Origin of the sequence: Luteococcus japonicus (assembly GCF_003752415.1) — a bacterium.
Taxonomy (GTDB): domain Bacteria; phylum Actinomycetota; class Actinomycetes; order Propionibacteriales; family Propionibacteriaceae; genus Luteococcus; species Luteococcus japonicus.
The window spans coordinates 2,123,394-2,139,608 of the sequence record NZ_RKHG01000001.1 but is presented as its reverse complement, the minus strand read 5'-3'; the positions used below and the strand labels follow the sequence as shown (position 1 = coordinate 2,139,608).

Below are 16,215 nucleotides of genomic sequence, written 5' to 3'. Positions count from 1 at the left end.
GATGGACGACAAGCCGATCCACGGGGGCGAACCGCTGCCCGACGATGCGCCCACGACGATGATGGACGATGCCACTCGACTGCTGAATCCCTCGACGAGCTCGGGGGACGAGGCCGAGACCGCACCCCCGGCCGCCGAGCCCACCCCGACGGCCGACCACACCCCGACGACCGAGCCCGTCGAGGCCACCGACACCCCTGACCCGATGTCCGACACCCTGCACCCGGCCATGGCCACCAGCGAACCGGAGGGCGAGCCCGCGGACCGACCCACGGCCACGGTCAGCGCCGGAGACGTGTACGCCGGCCGTTACCGGCTGGAGCAGCAGCTCGCCCAGCGCGGCGGCACCCTCACCTGGCGCGCCTTCGACCAGAAGCTCTCCCGTTCCGTGCTGGTGCATGTGCTTGCCGCCGACGATCCACGCACCCCGGACGTGCTGGACGCGGCCCGGAAGGCTGCCTTCGCCACGGACTCCCGCTTCCTGCGGGTGCTGGACGCCGTGGTCGGCGAGAATCCCGGCGAGCCGTCGCTGGTGGTGTGCGAGTTCGCCCCCGGTGAGAGCGTGGAGAAGCTGCTGCGCCAGGGACCGCTGAGCGCCCTGGAGGCCGCCTGGGTGGCCCGGGAGCTGGCCGACGCGATGCAGTCGATGCACGCGGAGGGACTCTTCCACCAGCGGATCAACCCGGACACGGTGATCATCACGGCCACCGGCAATGTGAAGATCGTCGGCTTCCTGATCGAGGCCGCCATGTACCCGGATGCCGACGAAGGCACCCTGGCCTGGTCGGAGCGCGAGGCGGCCGACGTGATGGCCATCGGCAAGGTGCTCTACGCCAGCCTGGTGACCCGCTGGCCCACGGCCCGCGAGCAGCTCCTGGGAGATGACGGCGAACCGCGACGCAGCTGGGGCCTGCCCGCCGCCCCGGTGGACGGGCGTGGCTGGCTGACGCCCCGCCAGGTGCGTTCCGGCGTCTCCCCGGCGCTGGACATCATCTGTGACCAGATCCTGTCCGATGCCCCGCGCCACAACGAGATGCCGCTGCGCACCGCCAACCAGATCACCCACGCGTTGTCGAAGGTGCTGGGCACCGCCGACGGCGCTGCGGACCTGGAGCGTCGGATGCGCTACCCGGTGGTCCCGGCCGAGGACTCGGAGGCCGTGTGGGAGACCACCGGACAGATGGCCGTCCAGGACCCGATGACCTCCACCGCCCCCTTCACGCCCGTGCCCCGGCCCGACGGCCAGGCAGCGCACGGCCAGAGGTCCCACGGCGCCACCACGGCCACGCCGGCGCATGCCGTGGCCGCCGCGAGCCCGGCCACCCCGTCCGCGCCCCCGCCGCGCCCCCGGCCGCGGGCAGCCGCCGCCCGCTCCAGCCGCCCGCCACGTCGCCGCTGGCTGACCATCCTGGTGGCGCTGGTGGCGCTCGTCCTGCTGATCTCCCTGATCCGCGTCGCCATGCACAAGGACGACTCCGGCGGTGGACTGCTGGGCGGCGACGAGGCCGGCCAGGTGCTGCAGGTCGCCTCGGTGGCGGACTTCGACCCAGAGGGCGACGGCGGCAATGGCCAGGAGAACCCGGACCAGGCCAAGCTCGCCACCGACGGCAATCCGGCGACGGCGTGGACCAGCGTGGTCTACCTGAACGATGCGAAGCTGGGGAAGCTGAAGCCGGGCGTCGGCCTGGTGGTTGACCTGGGTGAGCGCAAGAAGGTGGGCACCGTGAAGCTCACGCTCAAGGGCTCCCCCACCGCCGTTCAGCTGCGGGTCCCGAAGGACTCCGCCACGGACAAGGCCCCCACAGGCTCCCAGAAGGACTGGACGACGGTGGCCAGCCTCCCGTCGGCCGGCACCAGCGTCGAGCTGAAGCCGGAGCAGTCCGTGGAGAGCCGCTACCTGTTGGTCTACGTCACGAGCCTGCCGAAGGTCTCCGGCAACAAGTACCAGGCCGGCATCGCTGAGATCGAGGTCCAGTCGTGAACGTGCTGGCAGAGGGCATGGATGCGGACTCCTTGACGGACCACCAACTGCTCGCCGCCCACGTCGCGGGTGACCCGCAGGCCTTCGCGGTGCTCTTCGGCCGGCACCAGAACCGGCTGTGGGCGGTGGCGCTGCGCACCATGCGCAAGCCCGAGGATGCCGCGGATGCCTTGCAGGACGCGATGATCTCCGCCTTTCGGCGGGCGTCTGGTTTCCGGGGGGACTCGCAGGTGACCACCTGGCTGCACCGGATCGTGGTCAATGCCTGTCTTGACCGGTTGCGCCACAACAAGGTGCGCCAGGTGCAGAGCCTGCCCGACGACGTGGACCGTGACCTGCAGCTGGCCGATGGCACGGACCTGACGGCTGGAGCGGAGCGGTGGGAACTGCGTCGGATCGTCCTGGAGGCCCTGGACAGCATCAATCCGGACCAGCGGGCCGCCATCGTCCTCGTGGACATGGAGGGCTACTCCGTGGAGGAGACTGCAGCCATGCTTGGCTGTGCCACCGGCACCATCAAGTCCCGCTGTTCCCGGGGCCGCGCCAAACTGGCACCACTGCTGCAAGACCTTCGTGACAAGGATCTGACGAATGCCTGACACGAGCCGTGCCGGACGTGAACCAGATGCCGGCGACGTGCGTCCAATCCAGTGTGACGGCCCCATGACGGCCGCGCACGACGACTCGCAGGAGCTTCCGATGGACAGCGTGGAACAACCGCAGACCCCGGCCGACCAGGCCGCATGGGTGCACGACGTGCTGCGCCGGGCTCCCGGACAGATGCTGCCGGAGGCAGTTCGGCAGCGCGTGCTCGATGCCTTGCAGGTTGAGCAGGACCTGCGTGAGAACAGCGACTTCAATCCCGATGCGGACGTCGAGGACCTGGTGGCCCTCGACGCGAAAGATCAGGCCTTCAGGGCCTTCAGCAGGATGCCCAAGAGGGCGACGGACTGGTCATAGGCCTCCAGCGAGCGCTTGGCCCGGGCGATGACGACGGCCCCCTCGACGGTGGCCAGCACTGTGCTCGCGAAGCTGCGGGCGGTCTCGGCCTCCAGCCCGGCCTCGGTGAAGAGGTCGGTCAGCCGTTCGGTCCAGGTCTCGAAGACGTGCGCGGAGGCGTCGAGCAGTGCCTCGTTGTCGGTGGCCACGGTGACGGCCACGGCCGCACACCCGGTGGTCACCTCGGTCGTGGACAGCAGGTCACGCCAGACCTCGACGACGGCCTGCAGCACGGTCTCCGCGCTGACCTGGCCAGCGGCACTGATGGCGTCGAGCATGCGACGCTCTGCCTCGTCGAGGGCGGCCAGGACCAGTTCGTCCTTGCCCCCGGGAAAGTGGTGGTAGATCGAGCCGCGCGGTGTCTCGGTGAGTTCGATGACCTCGCTGAAAGAGGTCGCCTGCAGGCCCTTCGAAGCGAGCAATTTGGTGGCCCCAACCACCATGCGCTCGCGGACATCCTTCGCCATAACTTGTTGTCCCCCCGAACAATCAATGTGCACGTACGTGTGACGTGCGTGCACTACATCATGCACCACACCGACTATGTAGAACGACATAATAGTCTCGACCATTGGGAGTTCAGATCCCCTCCACAAGGGGTTGTGTCTACCGCCAAGAAGATCAGCTGGTGAAGCGTCCCAGGAATTTCCCCACGAGCACAAGGAATGCATGACGCTCCACATGGGGCGGCCATGCCGTCAGTCCGCCCAATGTCACCGGAACTGCATTCTCAGCCGTTTGACAGCGTGTCGGCGCGCCACAGGGGGCGCAGCCCGTGGCCACGCCCCCCTCGATGCAGTCCGTCGCAGGCCGACGGGCGTTCAGCGAGTCACTCCTTGACGTCCTCGTCCACCCAGTCGAAGGTCTTGGTGACGGCCTTCTTCCAGTTGCGGAAGAGGCGCTCACGCTCGTCCTGCTCGCACTCCGGCTCCCAGCGCTTGTCCTCGGCCCAGTTGTCGATGACGTCATGCTCGCCCTGCCAGAAGCCGACAGCGATTCCGGCGGCATAGGCGGCGCCGAGCGCCGTCGTCTCGGCGACCACGGGACGCACCACCGGCACACCCACCTGGCAGGCCTGGAAGGCCATCAGGGTGTCGTTGGCGGTCATGCCGCCGTCCACCTTGAGTTCCGCCAGCGGGGCACCCGAGTCAGCCTCCATGGCCTCCAGCACCTCACGCGTCTGGTAGGCGGTGGCCTCCAGCACGGCGCGGGCGATGTGACCGCGGTTCACGTAGCGGGTCAGGCCGACGAGTGCACCGCGGGCGTCGGAGCGCCAGTAGGGCGCGAACAGGCCGCTGAAGGCCGGCACGAAGTAGGCGCCGCCATTGTCCTCGACGGTGGCCGCCAGCTCCTCCACCTCGGGGGCGCTGTCGAACATCTTGAGGTTGTCGCGCAGCCACTGCACCAGCGAACCGGCGACGGCGATCGAGCCCTCCAGGGCGTAGACGGCGGGCTGGTCACCGATCTTGTAGCAGACGGTGGTGAGCAGGCCGTTCTTGCTGGGGACGATCTCGGTGCCCGTGTTCATCAGCATGAAGCAACCGGTGCCATAGGTGTTCTTGGCCATGCCCTTCTCGAAGCAGGCCTGCCCGAAGGTCGCGGCCTGCTGGTCACCCAGGATGCCAGCAATCGGGATGTCCATCAGGAATCCCTCCTTGCGGCCGACTCCGTAGACCTCGGCAGAGCTCTTGATCTGGGGCAGCATGCTCACCGGGATGGTCATGTCCTTGCAGATCTGCTCGTCCCACTGCAGGGTCTCGAGGTCCATCAGCATGGTGCGCGAGGCATTGGTGACGTCGGTGACGTGGACACCTCCGTCCACACCTCCGGTCATGTTCCACAGCACCCAGGTGTCCATGGTGCCCATCAGCAGCTTGCCGGCCTCGGCGTCGGCGCGGGCGCCGTCCACATTGTCGAGGATCCACTTGACCTTGGGGCCGCAGAAGTAGGTGGCCAGCGGCAGGCCGACCTTCTCCTTGTACCGGTCGTTGTCAGCCACGCCGTCGGAACCGAGGGCCAGCTCGTCGACGATCCTCTGGGTGCGGGTGTCCTGCCACACGATGGCGTTGTAGACCGCCTCGCCGGTCTCCTTGTTCCAGACCACCGTGGTCTCGCGCTGGTTGGTGATGCCCACCGCGGAGATGTTGTGGCGGTTCAGCTGCGCCTTGCTCAGTGCCTGGGCGACAACCTCCCGCACGTTGTTCCAGATCTCGGCAGGATTGTGCTCCACCCAGCCGGCCCGCGGGAAGATCTGCTCGTGCTCCTTCTGGCCCACGGAGACGATCTGGCCAGCGTGGTCGAAGATGATGGCGCGGGAACTGGTGGTCCCCTGGTCGATGGCGAGGATGTACTTGGTCTCGGTGTCGGACATTGTTGCTCCACTTCATTGTGAGTACGACGGACTGCCGGGTGGTTTCCTGCTCCCTGCCCGAGGGCGCGCACGATCCTGCCACTAGCACTGACACCCATGACAACATGTCGTGCACCATTGCGATACTGCGGTGCACACACGTGCACTGATACGCTTCCACCATGAACGAGCGCTCGGAAGAGATGTTCCTGGCTGCCTCGCTGTACTACGTGCAGGGGGAGACGATGGAGTCCATCGCGCACCAGCTGAGCATGTCCCGCAGCACCGTCTCGCGGCTTCTCAAGCAGGCCAGGGATTGTGGGCTGGTGAAGATCACGTTGACCCAGCCTGCCGGACCCCACACCGGACAGGGCCGGGCCATCTCCCGCCACTTCGGGGTGCGGGCCCACATCGTCCCGGTCAGCGAGTCCGCCTCCGACGTGCTGCGCCTCGAACGGGTGGCGCGGGCCGCCGGTCAGCTGATCAGCGAAGCCATCGACGACGGCATGGTGATCGGCACCGCCTGGGGCACCACCCTGGGCAGCGTCGTGCAGTACCTCCAGCCCAACGAGGCCAAGGGCACCACGGTGGTGCAGATGAATGGCGCAGCCTCCCCCACGAACTCCGGCATGCCCTATGTGGGCGGGATCATCTCCCAGTTCGCGCAGGCCTTCAATTCGCAGGTGGTGCCCTTCCCCGTGCCCACCCTGTTCGACTTCGCGGAGACCAAGCAGGCGATGTGGCGCGAGCGCAGCGTGCGCAGTGTCCATGCCCTGCACCAGAAGATCGACCTGGCGGTCTTCGGGGTGGGCGGACTGAGCTCCGAGCTCCCGAGCCATGTCTACTCCGCCGGATACCTCGACGAGAACGACATGGGCCAGCTCAGGGCGGAGCGGGTCGTCGGCGACGTGAACACGGTCTTCCTGCGCGAGGACGGCACCTGGGCCGACATTCCGATCAATGCCCGCGCCTCGGGCATGTTGCCCACCCAGTTGCACCGGATCCCCCGTCGGATCTGTGTGGTGGCCGGCGCCCAGAGGGCATCGCCCCTGCTGGGCGCCCTGCGGGCCCGCGTCGCCACCGACGTCGTGCTCGACGAGGCCTGCGCCCAGGCCCTGCTGGAGCGCCTCTGACCCGCCCCTTGGGCCTGTCCGGACCCAAAACTGAGAGCCCACAGGGGCTCAGGATGGGATTGGCACGATCCAAGCGCCGATTCGGCTCTCAGTTTTGGGCCCCGCCCCCTCAGGCAAGGTCCTGGCCGTCGGCTCCCTTGTCCAGCGCGATGATGTCGGTGAAGCTCTCGCCGCGACGCAGCATCACCTCTCGGCCCTCGTCGACGAGCAGGATCCCGGGCTCGGCGAAGCTGAAGGTCGTGGCCATCGGGACGAAATAGGCGCCGGTGTCCATCACGACCAGGCTGTCGCCCTTGTTCAGCTCGGGGCCGTACCAGCAGTGCAGCAGGGTGTCCCACGGCGCACAGGTGGGGCCCACCAGCCGGTAGGCGTGGTCGTCGACGGCGCCGGGAGCGCGGTCGGCGACGAAGATGTGGTGGTACTCGCTGACGAAGCCGGGCAGCACGTTGATGCCGGCGTCCAGGAAGAGGAAGTCCCGCTCGGGCGTCGTGCGCTCGGTGAGCACCTTCGTCGCCAGCATCTGGGTGTTGGCGGTCATCCCGCGGCCGGGCTCCAGCATGATCCGCGGCATCGGACGCCCGCGGTCCTCATAGCGCTTGACGACGTGGGCATGGGTCAGGGTGACGAAGTCCTCGATGCTCAGCCCCGACCTCGCACTGGGCACCGGGAGCGCCTTGCCGTAGTGGACATTGTGCTTGTGGTCCTTGGCGGTGAAGTTGTAGGTCGTCGGAACCGCCAGGCCGCCACCCAGGTTGATGATCTCCAGGGCGAAGCCGTGCTCGTCCTCCAGCATCGCGACGAAGTCCAGCACCTCGTCGACGGGCTTGACGAGCCGCTCGACGCTGCCGATGTGCCCGCCGATGTGCTGGTGCAGGCCCACGACGTCCAGCACGCCGGTCTCGCGGGCGGCAAGGAAGACCTCCAGGGCATCCTCGGCGAGGGTGGCGAACTGCCCCTGCCAGGTGCTGCTGGTGGACACGCGGATGCCCACCCGCGCACGCCGGCCCAGCTCGCGGCAGGCGGCGGCGATCCGCTCGACCTCCTCCAGCTGGTTGATGTTGAGGATCTGGATGCCGCGCTCGACGGCCAGCCGGATGCCCTCGTCACTCTTGCCGGGGCCGTTGAAGATGATGTGCTCGGGTGCGACGCCGATCTGCAGCGCCAGCCAGAGTTCGTAGTGGCTGGTCACCTCGGCGCCGACGCCGCAGCGGTCCAGCAGCTGCAGGACGCCGGGCACGGGGTTGGACTTGTAGGAGTAGTAGGCCTCCACCAGCGGCTTGCCGTCCGGGCCTGCCTGCAGGAAGCGGGCGGCATTGCGGCGCAGTGCGGAGCCGTCGACGATGTGCAGCGGTCCACCGTGGCGCTCGACCAGTTCGGTGACGGGCGTGCCCTGGACGCGCAGGCGTCCGGCCTCATCGCGGTCCAGGCCCCAGACCTCGGGGGTGAGCGTGTTGCCGGTGCTGCGTGAACGCACGGCGGTACCGATGGCACTCTTGGCCAATGGCTTGACCCTGTCCGCGACGGGTCGGGCAGCCGAACGGACGCGCTGGAGCGCTGACGTCATGAGAATCCCCCAATTCCTGACAGTGGACTCCCATGCTCCCCGATCCCTCGGGTCAACGGCACCTCGGACGGTAGGCCCATGCCGTGTGCGAGCGTGCGCGGGCCCCGAAGCCCTCAGGCAGGCGTCAGCTGCGATCGCCGGCGGTGCTGGCTCCCAGGGAGCGGTAGATGGGGCAGAAGCGCACGATCGCGGTGAGCGCCAGGATGGCGGCGACGACCAGCAGGATGATGCCCGCCACACCTCCCGTCCCGACAAGCCATGCGATGACCACGGCGGCCAGGGCGAGGAAGAGGCGGATCAGGCGATCGGTGGCGCCGATGTTGGTGGTCATGGGAAGCACTCCTTGGGTGGCATGCGGGGGATCACGCAGGTGCCATTGTCCACCCGTCGGCCCCCTGCCCGGCAGCGGACTCAGAGCAGTTGGTCGAGCAGTCCCCGCACGCGTGTGTCGATGTCGTCGCGGACCTGTCGCATCCGCTCGTCGCCCTCGATGCCGCGCAGCGACGGTTCGTCGGTGACCCAGGTCTCGATGCTGCCACGCATGCCCTCGACGGGTTCGACCACGGCTTCCTCGCCGATGACGACGATGCGGTCCACCCGGCGCAGCAGCTCGGGCTCGATTGGCTTGGGGCTCTCCCCCTCGAAGGTGGCGCCGAGTTCAGCGACACTGGCGCGTGAGGCCTCGTTGAGCTTGCTGCCGGGGTGGGTGCCGGCTGAGTGCACCTCGACGGCGTGCCCGGCCCGCAGCCGCATCAGCGCGGCCGCCATCTGGCTCTTGCCGCCATTCTTAACGCACACGAACAGCACGCTGGGCTTGGTCATGGCAGTTCTCCCAGCAGCGCTCGCAGGGCATGAAGCCCTTCGGGCCGGGGTGTGTAGTGCGCCCACCGTCCGCGCATCTCGCGGTGCACGAGCCCGGCATCTACGAGCTTCTTGAGGTGGTGGGACAAGGTCGGTTGACTGACCCCGAAGACGTCGGGCAGGTGGCAGAAACACACGCTGGTGGGGCTTGCGGCAATGTGGTGGAAGACGCGCAGACGTACCGGGTCGGCCAGGGCCTTGATGGTCACTACGAGGGTCTCGGCGTGTTCCACCTCGAGCAGGGAGGTGGAGGGGGCGCAGCAGGCGTCCTCGACCACGGGCAGGTTCATGGCTTCACCGTAGCGTCGCGACGCCGGCATTTCCATTGACATCCATCGATGGATCGCTAGGCTCGATCCATCGAAGATCGTCAATACATCGGTCTTCCCAACTCGTTCGGAGGAAGCATGACCGCCATCCGCATCTACGAACCCCCACTGTGCTGCAACACGGGTGTCTGTGGCCCGGAGCTGGACCAGCAGCTTGTCACCTTCACCGCCGACGTCAACGCCCTCAAGGCCGACGGCGTGGACATCGAGCGGGCCAATCTGGCCAGCGAACCGAGCGTCTTCGCCGGCAACCCCGCCGTCGTCGCCTTCCTGCAGGCCGCCGGCTCCGAGGGCCTGCCCCTGGTCCTCGTCGACGGCGTGACGGTGCTGACCGGCCGCTACCCCAGCCGCGACGAACTGCGGCGTTATACCGGGACCCCGGCTTCGATGGCCGAACCTGCCCGGGCCCGCACCGAGCTGCCCATGTCCGGGGGCTGCTGCGGCGGCGCCTCGTCCGGCGACGGCTGTTGCTGAGGAGCGCGATGATGACCACGCCCCGTTTCCTGGCCGATCCACCCCGGCACTTCTTCTTCACCGGCAAGGGCGGCGTGGGCAAGACCTCCGTCGCCTGCGCCACGGCGCTCCAGCTGGCCCGAAAGGGCCGCCGGGTCCTGCTGGTGAGCACGGACCCGGCCAGCAATGTGGGCCAGGTCTTCGGCATCACCATCGGCAACCGGGTGACGGCCGTCGAGGAGGTACCGGGATTGGATGCCCTCGAGATCGATCCCGAGCAGGCCGCGGAGGCCTATCGCCACCAGATCCTGGACCCGGTGCGCGCCATCCTGCCGATGAAGGAGATCGAGGCGATCACCGAGCAGTTGTCCGGCTCGTGCACCACGGAGGTGGCCAGCTTCAACGAGTTCACGTCGTTGCTGGCGGACCCGGCAGCGACGGCCCCGTACGACCATGTCATCTTCGACACAGCCCCCACCGGCCACACCATCCGGCTCTTGCAGTTGCCGGGTGACTGGACGGGATACCTGGACCACGGCAAGGGCGACACCTCCTGTCTGGGCCCGATGTCCGGTCTGGACAAGAGCCGGGAGACCTACCGTGCCGCGGTGGAGGCACTGACCGACGCGCAGCGCACCCGGCTGGTGCTGGTGGCTCGCCCGCAGAGCTCGTCGCTGGCAGAGGTGGAGCGCACCCGCGCCGAGCTTGGCGAGCTGGGCATCCGGGCCACACACCTCGTGGTCAACGGGGTCCTCCCGCCGGCCGAAGCCGCCACCCCGACCCCGCCGGCCGAGCCTGTCGAGGTCCTGCACGAGGCCATCCGGCGCCGCGAGCAGGAGGCCCTGGCCGCGATGCCCGAGGGTCTGCACCGGCTGGTGCTGGACCAGGTGGAGTTGAAGGCCGTCAACATGGTGGGTCTCGACGCGCTCGAGCAACTCCTGGCTGGCCCCGCCGAGTCCCCGACCACGATGCCGACGGGCCAGACGACCGAACCCGTCGAGACGGCCAGCCACCCGGGTCTGCGAAGCCTGGTGGATGAACTGGAGCCCCGGGGCCACGGCCTGGTGATGACGATGGGCAAGGGCGGAGTCGGCAAGACCACGATTGCGGCGGCCATCGCCGTGGAGCTGGCACGCCGCGGCCATGACGTGCACCTGACGACGACGGATCCGGCGGCGCACCTGTCGTCGACGTTGGCGGGCGAGGTGGAGCACCTCAGGGTCAGCGCCATCGACCCCCAGCAGGCGATCGATGCCTACCGGGAGAACGTCATGCGCACCAAGGGTGCCTCCCTGGACGAGGCCGGGCGCGCAGCGCTGGCGGAGGACCTGATGAGTCCGTGCACGGAGGAGATTGCGGTCTTCCAGCAGTTCAGCCGGGCCGTGAACGAGGCACGGCAGCGTTTCGTGGTGATGGACACAGCCCCGACGGGGCACACGCTGCTCCTGATGGATGCCACCGGCTCCTACCACCGTGACATCACGCGCCACCTCGACGAGGGGCAGGCGGCACGGATGACCACCCCGCTGATGCGGCTGCAGGACCCCGGTCACACCACGGTGGTGATCGTGACCCTGGCAGAGACGACTCCCGTGTTGGAGGCCAAGGGCCTGGCCGATGACCTGGAGCGCGCCGGGATCCACCCGTGGGCCTGGGTGGTGAACAATTCGCTGGCGGCGGCGAGGCCGGACTCGGCACTTCTGGGCCGACGCGCGGCCAGCGAGCGTGACCAGCTGGCGACGGTGTCGACGTTGGCGGATCGGCATGCCGTCGTCCCGGCACTGCCTCGGGAACCGGTGGGCCCCGAGGCGCTGGCGGGCCTGACCCGCTGAACCGTCCACGGCCTCCGGTTGTGCCGTCGCGTCCGGAGGCCGCGTGGGACCGGCGGTCCGCAGGACGGTGCCCGTACCGCCCCAGCGGACCGGGCGGGCCTATCGTCAGTGGTGTCGGCCCCCGTCGACGCCACTTCTCAGGAGGAAGCCATGAGCGAGACCACCCCGTCCGAGACCACCGAGGCCCGTCTCTGCCCCTGCGGCTGCGGCAAGCCCGCCGCTGAGTGCACCTGCGGCCCCAACTGCGGTTGTTCCGGCAATGAGCCCTGCACCTGCAATGAGCCCTGCACCTGCGGCTGCGACTGCACCACCGGCAAGTGCACCTGCGGCTCGGAGTGCGAGTGTGGTTGCAACGAGGCCCGCCCCGAGGCCGAGGCGAAGGCCAAGGAGGGCGGCTGCTGCTGCGGCGACAAGTGACCGCTGGCTGACCCCTTCTGTGCGTCGTCCCGAGAGGGGCGGCGCGCATCGACATCGGGAATAGCCGGCCGCCCAGCTGGGTTGTGGCCAGAGCGCCCACCGATCCGTCGCCGGGCGCACTGGGTAGAGTGCTACCCGCAGCACGCCACCGCGGGAGACCGCGCGAGAGGACATCATGACCACACCCGCCCTGAACGTCACCGGCCTGATCTCGTTGGACGACATCACCCCCGACGAGCAGCCCGCAACTCCTGCCACGCAGGAGGACTCCGCGGTCCGCGAGGTGATCATCGTCGGCTCCGGCCCCGCCGGATACACCGCCGCCATCTACACCGCGCGCGCCGGTCTCGAGCCACTGGTCATCGAGGGGGCCTTCTCCGCCGGCGGTGCCCTGATGAACACCACCGAGGTGGAGAACTACCCCGGCTACACCGACGGCATCATGGGCCCGGACCTGATGAAGAACATGCGCGGCCAGGCCGAGCGATTCGGAGCCGAGCTCATCACCGACGACGCCGAGGAACTGGACCTCACCGGACCCATCAAGACCGTCACGGACTCGGCCGGCAACACCTACCGAGCCAAGTCGGTCATCCTGGCCACCGGCTCGGGATACAAGCGTCTGGGCCTGGCCGACGAGGACAAGTACTCCGGCCGCGGCGTCAGCTGGTGCGCCACCTGCGACGGCTTCTTCTTCAAGGACAAGCCGATCGTCGTGGTCGGCGGCGGGGACTCCGCAGTCGAGGAGGCCACCTTCCTCAGCCGCTTCGGCTCCACCGTCACCATGGTGGTGCGTCGCGACGAGCTGCGCGCCAGCAAGATCATGGCCGCCCGCGCGATGAACGACCCGAAGATCACCATCGAGTGGAACTCGAACGTGGTCTCGATGGCCGGGGAGCCCGCCCTGGAGACCGTCACGATCGAGAACAACAAGACCGGCGAGCAGAAGGAGCTGCCGGTCAACGGCCTGTTCGTCGCCATCGGCCACGATCCCCGCTCCGAGCTGGTCAAGGGCCAGGTGGAGCTGGATGCCGCGGGCTATGTGCTCACCGAGCCCGACGGCACGAAGACCAACCTGTCCGGTGTCTTCGCCTGCGGTGACCTGGTGGACCACACCTACCGTCAGGCCATCACCGCCGCGGGCTCCGGCTGCAAGGCTGCCCTGGACGCCGAGCGCTTCCTGGCGGACCTGGCCGACGAGAACGTCCAGGCCTGACACCCCCCGGCTCCCGAGCCACCGAACCCGATCCCCGAGCCTGTCGAGGGGAAACAAGGAGACACATGAGCAACGTCAAGGACGTCACGGACAAGACCTTCGTCGACGAGGTCGTCATGAACCCCAAGCCCGTCCTGGTGGACTACTGGGCGGACTGGTGCAGCCCCTGCAAGCAACTCAGCCCGATCATCGAGGAGCTGTCCACGGAGCTGGGCGGCAGCGTGGACTTCGTGAAGATGGACACCAACACCAACACCCAGATCCCCACCGAGCAGGGCATCCTGAGCCTGCCGACCCTGCAGGTCTGGCAGGGCGGCCGCGTCGTGAAGTCCTTCCAGGGCGCAAAGACCAAGGGTGCTCTGCTGAAGGCCCTGAACGAGTACATCTGACAGCCGGAATGGGCGCGGGGTCTGGCACCCCGCGCCCATTCATTTCCACTAGGTTGGCCCCATGAGCAGTACGCCAGGCGACAATCCCCCGCCCTCACCCCTGCAGGACAATTCCCGCTTCGGCGCCGATGCCAGCACCGGCCCCGACGAGTTGGATGCCGGCCCGGTCATCCGTGCCGAGCGCTTTCCCCGTTGGTTCTTGCTCACCGCCGGCATCCTGGCCCTGGTGCTCGCCGTGGCCGGCGCAGGCATCGCCGCGTGGCGGATCAATGCCTCGAAGCCCCAGGTCGTCATCACCGCCAGCGGCCCCCGCACCCCGTGGGAGATGGTTCCCCCGTTGAGCGTCGACGAGTACTCGCGCGACGCCAGCGCCGCGGACACCCCCTCGGCCAACCCGACCACCAAGAAGCAGACCATCGCCGCCACCTATGCCCGCAGCGGGCAGAACACGGTGGTCCTGCTGATGAGCCGCCCGGAGAAGGACGCCAAGAAGTTCATGGTGGACCTGGGCATGAACTCCGTCATCGCGACGGAGGACGGGTTCTGCGGCACCAGCGTGGACACCAATCGTGACTCGTGTGCGCTGATCCGGGACAACACCGCGATCATGGTGGTGGACCTGGTGGGCCTGTCCCGTGCGGACCTGATGACGCTGGCCCACAAGTTCGCGGACTCGCTGGCGGCCTGAGATGGCCGAGGATCGTCGACGGGTCGAGCTGACCCGCACCAGCACTGGGAACTACCAGGCGCGCAACCAGGCCGGCGTCACCGTGGAGGTGGGCATCTCCGAGGACCTCTTCTCACCGGTCGAGCTCCTGCTGGCGGCCATCGGGGCGTGCAGCGCGATCGACGTGGACGTGGTGACCTCTCGCCGTGCCGAGCCCACGGACTTCCGCGTCGAGGTGAGCGGTGACAAGACCACCGACGAGTCGGATGGTGCCCGGATGCAGGACATCGTGGTGGACTTCACGGCGCTCTTCGGTGATGACGAGAAGGCAGGGGAGGCAGCGGGTCTCGTCGAGCGACTGGTCCGGCTCTCCCATGACAAGGACTGCACCGTCTCGCGCACCGTCGAGCTGCCCACCCGGGTGCGGATGGATGTGGCGGGCAGGACCGTCGCGGGCTCCTGAGAAGTACAGCTCTCCACCTGTTCCTGAGAGTGCCGGAATTCACAGAAAACTGGTCGTCCGCCCAGATTATCCCGTGTGGCAAGAGCAAATAGCGCATCCGGCGGCCGGGCCACAAGCCAGGAGGGGGCGCGTTCGCTGAGAGTGATTTTGAGAATTACTCAGGATTGCTTAGCGTGGAGCCCATGAACAAGACCTCCACCATCGTTTCCCTGGTCGCCGCGACCGCCATGAGCGCCGGCATCGGCCTCAGCGCCGCTGCTCCCGCGCAGGCCGCTGGCTCCGTGTGGGACCGCGTGGCCCAGTGCGAGTCTGGCGGCAACTGGTCCATCAACACCGGCAACGGCTACCACGGCGGCCTGCAGTTCAGCCGCTCCACCTGGCTGGCCTACGGCGGCGGCAAGCACGCCTCGACCGCCAACAATGCCACCAAGGCCCAGCAGATCGAGATCGCCAAGAAGACCCTGCGCTCCCAGGGCCCCGGCGCCTGGCCCGTCTGCTCCAAGCGCGCCGGCCTGACCCACGCCAACGGCCTCGCCGTGGCCACCGGTGTCACCAGCAGCGTGAAGACCGTGAAGGTCACCACCAAGAAGACGGCCACCACCAAGGCCGCGCCGGTGAAGTCCGTCAAGGGTGCCAAGTACGTCACCGTGAAGAGCGGCGACACCCTGGGCAAGATCGCCAAGCGCAGCGGCAAGGGCTGGCGCTCGGTCTGGGCCCTCAACAAGTCCACCGTGAAGAACCCGAACATGATCAAGGTCGGCCAGAAGATCCGCGTGGCCTGATCTCGCGCACACCCCAGCGTCGAAGCCCCCGGTCCTCGTGACCGGGGGCTTTGCCGTTCACCGGGACGATGAGTCCCGCCCTTGTCGGCTCGACGGGTGGGACCGGCCGTGGCACCAGCCCGGCCAGTAGACCCCAGGCCCTGTTGAGCTCCGGGCGGCGCCAGCGCAGCGTGGTGCTCAGGTCCAGCCGCATCCGCTGACACTCCCCGACGCGGAATTCCTGCACCGGGACGAAGCCGGCAGCCTCCAGGGCCTGCCGGCCGGGCGCGCATGGCTGCGGGTCCGTCCTCCCCACTGCCTCGAGCGTCTGCACCTGACCCTGCAGGTGATGCGCCAGACCCTGCACCAGGTGACGCAGCCGGCCCGCCTCGTCCCCGGGCGTCGCGTCGGTGCCGACGCCGACGGCCAGCAGGTAGGCGGCATCCGGCAGCTTGGACCACTGCTCCAGCGGATGTCCGGAGGGGATGTTGAGGCCGGGGCAGACCAGAGCCACGGCCTGTGGCTCCTGCCCGTCGGCCGCCAGCACCACGCCGCACAGCCCCCACGAAGTCATCGCCGCGCGGGCCCATGCCGCCTGTGGGTCCGTCATCCAGGCTTGGGAACCGGCGCAGCCGGACAGTTGGTCCAGGCCGCGCAGGTCCGCCGGAACCACCACGCGTGCACGCATTCCGCGTCCCATGTTGCCTCCCGAATCAGCGGCCACCGCCATGCTACTTGCCCGTCAAGAGGCTCCGACAGGCCGCGATACTGGGACCGTCGAGGCCACAGGCGTGGCAGAG

Annotated in this window: 19 protein-coding genes; 12 read left to right on the top strand and 7 right to left on the bottom strand. The window is 68.4% G+C overall.

What is annotated here, in order from left to right:
- Position 1 precedes the first annotated feature (1 nt).
- From EDD41_RS10270 to EDD41_RS10260, 3 genes are read left to right on the top strand one after another with little or no spacing between them, the layout of a single operon-like run.
- A complete protein-coding gene (locus EDD41_RS10270; RefSeq protein ID WP_245995612.1) occupies positions 2 to 1,981 on the top strand; it encodes a protein kinase in 1,980 nt (659 codons plus the stop codon).
- Positions 1,978 to 2,580: an RNA polymerase sigma factor SigM gene (gene sigM / locus EDD41_RS10265; protein WP_245995611.1), complete on the top strand. Its 603-nt coding sequence runs from the start codon at positions 1,978 to 1,980 to the stop codon at positions 2,578 to 2,580. The genes EDD41_RS10270 and sigM overlap by 4 nt, the downstream gene beginning before the upstream one ends.
- Positions 2,573 to 2,941, top strand: a complete 369-nt coding sequence (locus EDD41_RS10260) for a hypothetical protein (RefSeq protein WP_123575829.1) — start codon at positions 2,573 to 2,575, stop codon at positions 2,939 to 2,941. Before sigM ends, EDD41_RS10260 begins: the two co-directional genes overlap by 8 nt.
- Here the strand turns inward: EDD41_RS10260 and EDD41_RS10255 are convergent.
- Together EDD41_RS10255 and glpK are read right to left on the bottom strand one after the other, a co-directional pair.
- A complete protein-coding gene (locus tag EDD41_RS10255) occupies positions 2,887 to 3,423 on the bottom strand; it encodes a TetR/AcrR family transcriptional regulator (protein ID WP_211336629.1) in 537 nt (178 codons plus the stop codon). The genes EDD41_RS10260 and EDD41_RS10255 overlap by 55 nt on opposite strands.
- 386 nt (positions 3,424 to 3,809) lie before the next feature.
- Complete coding sequence (gene glpK, locus EDD41_RS10250; RefSeq protein WP_123575827.1) at positions 3,810 to 5,351, bottom strand: glycerol kinase GlpK; 1,542 nt, start codon at positions 5,349 to 5,351, stop codon at positions 3,810 to 3,812.
- A gap of 161 nt (positions 5,352 to 5,512) precedes the next feature.
- Here glpK and EDD41_RS10245 point away from each other — a divergent pair, with 161 nt between their 5' ends.
- Positions 5,513 to 6,463, top strand: coding sequence for a sugar-binding transcriptional regulator (locus EDD41_RS10245; protein ID WP_123575826.1), 951 nt, complete (start codon positions 5,513 to 5,515; stop codon positions 6,461 to 6,463).
- Positions 6,464 to 6,572: 109 nt separating this feature from the next.
- Here the strand turns inward: EDD41_RS10245 and EDD41_RS10240 are convergent, their stop codons facing one another.
- From EDD41_RS10240 to EDD41_RS10225, 4 genes are all read right to left on the bottom strand, one after another.
- Positions 6,573 to 8,027, bottom strand: a complete 1,455-nt coding sequence (locus EDD41_RS10240) for a diaminopimelate decarboxylase family protein (protein ID WP_123575825.1) — start codon at positions 8,025 to 8,027, stop codon at positions 6,573 to 6,575.
- A 124-nt stretch (positions 8,028 to 8,151) separates the two neighbouring features.
- Positions 8,152 to 8,358 carry a YgaP family membrane protein gene (locus EDD41_RS10235; RefSeq protein ID WP_094764297.1) on the bottom strand — a complete coding sequence of 69 codons (207 nt, stop codon included), beginning with the start codon at positions 8,356 to 8,358 and terminating at the stop codon, positions 8,152 to 8,154.
- An 80-nt stretch (positions 8,359 to 8,438) separates the two neighbouring features.
- Entirely contained in the window at positions 8,439 to 8,849 is a 411-nt protein-coding gene (locus EDD41_RS10230) for an arsenate-mycothiol transferase ArsC (RefSeq protein WP_123575824.1), read from the bottom strand.
- The gene (locus tag EDD41_RS10225) at positions 8,846 to 9,178 is read right to left on the bottom strand and encodes an ArsR/SmtB family transcription factor (protein ID WP_094764344.1); all 333 of its coding nucleotides are present in this window, start codon (positions 9,176 to 9,178) and stop codon (positions 8,846 to 8,848) included. The genes EDD41_RS10230 and EDD41_RS10225 overlap by 4 nt, the downstream gene beginning before the upstream one ends.
- Before the next feature lie 117 nt (positions 9,179 to 9,295).
- On the opposite strand from EDD41_RS10225, the gene arsD reads away from it, so the two are divergent.
- The 8 genes from arsD to EDD41_RS17850 all read left to right on the top strand — a co-directional run bounded on the left by arsD (position 9,296) and on the right by EDD41_RS17850 (position 15,436).
- Complete coding sequence (gene arsD / locus EDD41_RS10220; RefSeq protein ID WP_123575823.1) at positions 9,296 to 9,691, top strand: arsenite efflux transporter metallochaperone ArsD; 396 nt, start codon at positions 9,296 to 9,298, stop codon at positions 9,689 to 9,691.
- Positions 9,692 to 9,702: 11 nt separating this feature from the next.
- The gene (arsA, locus tag EDD41_RS10215) at positions 9,703 to 11,502 is read left to right on the top strand and encodes an arsenical pump-driving ATPase (RefSeq protein ID WP_094764343.1); all 1,800 of its coding nucleotides are present in this window, start codon (positions 9,703 to 9,705) and stop codon (positions 11,500 to 11,502) included.
- Positions 11,503 to 11,652: 150 nt separating this feature from the next.
- Positions 11,653 to 11,919 carry a hypothetical protein gene (locus EDD41_RS10210; protein WP_123575822.1) on the top strand — a complete coding sequence of 89 codons (267 nt, stop codon included), beginning with the start codon at positions 11,653 to 11,655 and terminating at the stop codon, positions 11,917 to 11,919.
- 175 nt (positions 11,920 to 12,094) lie between these two features.
- The gene (gene trxB / locus EDD41_RS10205; protein ID WP_094764293.1) at positions 12,095 to 13,135 is read left to right on the top strand and encodes a thioredoxin-disulfide reductase; all 1,041 of its coding nucleotides are present in this window, start codon (positions 12,095 to 12,097) and stop codon (positions 13,133 to 13,135) included.
- A 65-nt stretch (positions 13,136 to 13,200) separates the two neighbouring features.
- Positions 13,201 to 13,524, top strand: coding sequence for a thioredoxin (trxA, locus tag EDD41_RS10200; RefSeq protein WP_123575821.1), 324 nt, complete (start codon positions 13,201 to 13,203; stop codon positions 13,522 to 13,524).
- A gap of 61 nt (positions 13,525 to 13,585) precedes the next feature.
- A complete protein-coding gene (locus tag EDD41_RS10195; RefSeq protein WP_123575820.1) occupies positions 13,586 to 14,212 on the top strand; it encodes a hypothetical protein in 627 nt (208 codons plus the stop codon).
- 1 nt (position 14,213) lies between these two features.
- Entirely contained in the window at positions 14,214 to 14,654 is a 441-nt protein-coding gene (locus EDD41_RS10190; RefSeq protein ID WP_123575819.1) for an OsmC family protein, read from the top strand.
- Between the two features lie 182 nt (positions 14,655 to 14,836).
- Positions 14,837 to 15,436, top strand: coding sequence for a LysM peptidoglycan-binding domain-containing protein (locus EDD41_RS17850; RefSeq protein WP_094764342.1), 600 nt, complete (start codon positions 14,837 to 14,839; stop codon positions 15,434 to 15,436).
- Here the strand turns inward: EDD41_RS17850 and EDD41_RS10180 are convergent.
- A complete protein-coding gene (locus EDD41_RS10180) occupies positions 15,405 to 16,103 on the bottom strand; it encodes a hypothetical protein (protein WP_123575818.1) in 699 nt (232 codons plus the stop codon). The genes EDD41_RS17850 and EDD41_RS10180 overlap by 32 nt on opposite strands.
- Positions 16,104 to 16,215: the final 112 nt, after the last annotated feature.

Coding starts and splice junctions, on each gene's coding strand:
- EDD41_RS10210 (WP_123575822.1), top strand. CDS start 11,653: ATGAGCGAGACCACCCCGTCCGAGACCACCGAGGCCCGTCTCTGCCCC.
- glpK (WP_123575827.1), bottom strand. CDS start 5,351: ATGTCCGACACCGAGACCAAGTACATCCTCGCCATCGACCAGGGGACC.
- EDD41_RS10190 (WP_123575819.1), top strand. CDS start 14,214: ATGGCCGAGGATCGTCGACGGGTCGAGCTGACCCGCACCAGCACTGGG.
- EDD41_RS10270 (WP_245995612.1), top strand. CDS start 2: ATGGACGACAAGCCGATCCACGGGGGCGAACCGCTGCCCGACGATGCG.
- arsD (WP_123575823.1), top strand. CDS start 9,296: ATGACCGCCATCCGCATCTACGAACCCCCACTGTGCTGCAACACGGGT.
- EDD41_RS10225 (WP_094764344.1), bottom strand. CDS start 9,178: ATGAACCTGCCCGTGGTCGAGGACGCCTGCTGCGCCCCCTCCACCTCC.
- EDD41_RS10245 (WP_123575826.1), top strand. CDS start 5,513: ATGAACGAGCGCTCGGAAGAGATGTTCCTGGCTGCCTCGCTGTACTAC.
- trxB (WP_094764293.1), top strand. CDS start 12,095: ATGACCACACCCGCCCTGAACGTCACCGGCCTGATCTCGTTGGACGAC.
- trxA (WP_123575821.1), top strand. CDS start 13,201: ATGAGCAACGTCAAGGACGTCACGGACAAGACCTTCGTCGACGAGGTC.
- EDD41_RS10255 (WP_211336629.1), bottom strand. CDS start 3,423: ATGGTGGTTGGGGCCACCAAATTGCTCGCTTCGAAGGGCCTGCAGGCG.
- EDD41_RS10260 (WP_123575829.1), top strand. CDS start 2,573: ATGCCTGACACGAGCCGTGCCGGACGTGAACCAGATGCCGGCGACGTG.
- EDD41_RS10230 (WP_123575824.1), bottom strand. CDS start 8,849: ATGACCAAGCCCAGCGTGCTGTTCGTGTGCGTTAAGAATGGCGGCAAG.
- EDD41_RS10235 (WP_094764297.1), bottom strand. CDS start 8,358: ATGACCACCAACATCGGCGCCACCGATCGCCTGATCCGCCTCTTCCTC.
- EDD41_RS10240 (WP_123575825.1), bottom strand. CDS start 8,027: ATGACGTCAGCGCTCCAGCGCGTCCGTTCGGCTGCCCGACCCGTCGCG.
- EDD41_RS10195 (WP_123575820.1), top strand. CDS start 13,586: ATGAGCAGTACGCCAGGCGACAATCCCCCGCCCTCACCCCTGCAGGAC.
- EDD41_RS10180 (WP_123575818.1), bottom strand. CDS start 16,103: ATGCGTGCACGCGTGGTGGTTCCGGCGGACCTGCGCGGCCTGGACCAA.
- EDD41_RS17850 (WP_094764342.1), top strand. CDS start 14,837: ATGAACAAGACCTCCACCATCGTTTCCCTGGTCGCCGCGACCGCCATG.
- arsA (WP_094764343.1), top strand. CDS start 9,703: ATGACCACGCCCCGTTTCCTGGCCGATCCACCCCGGCACTTCTTCTTC.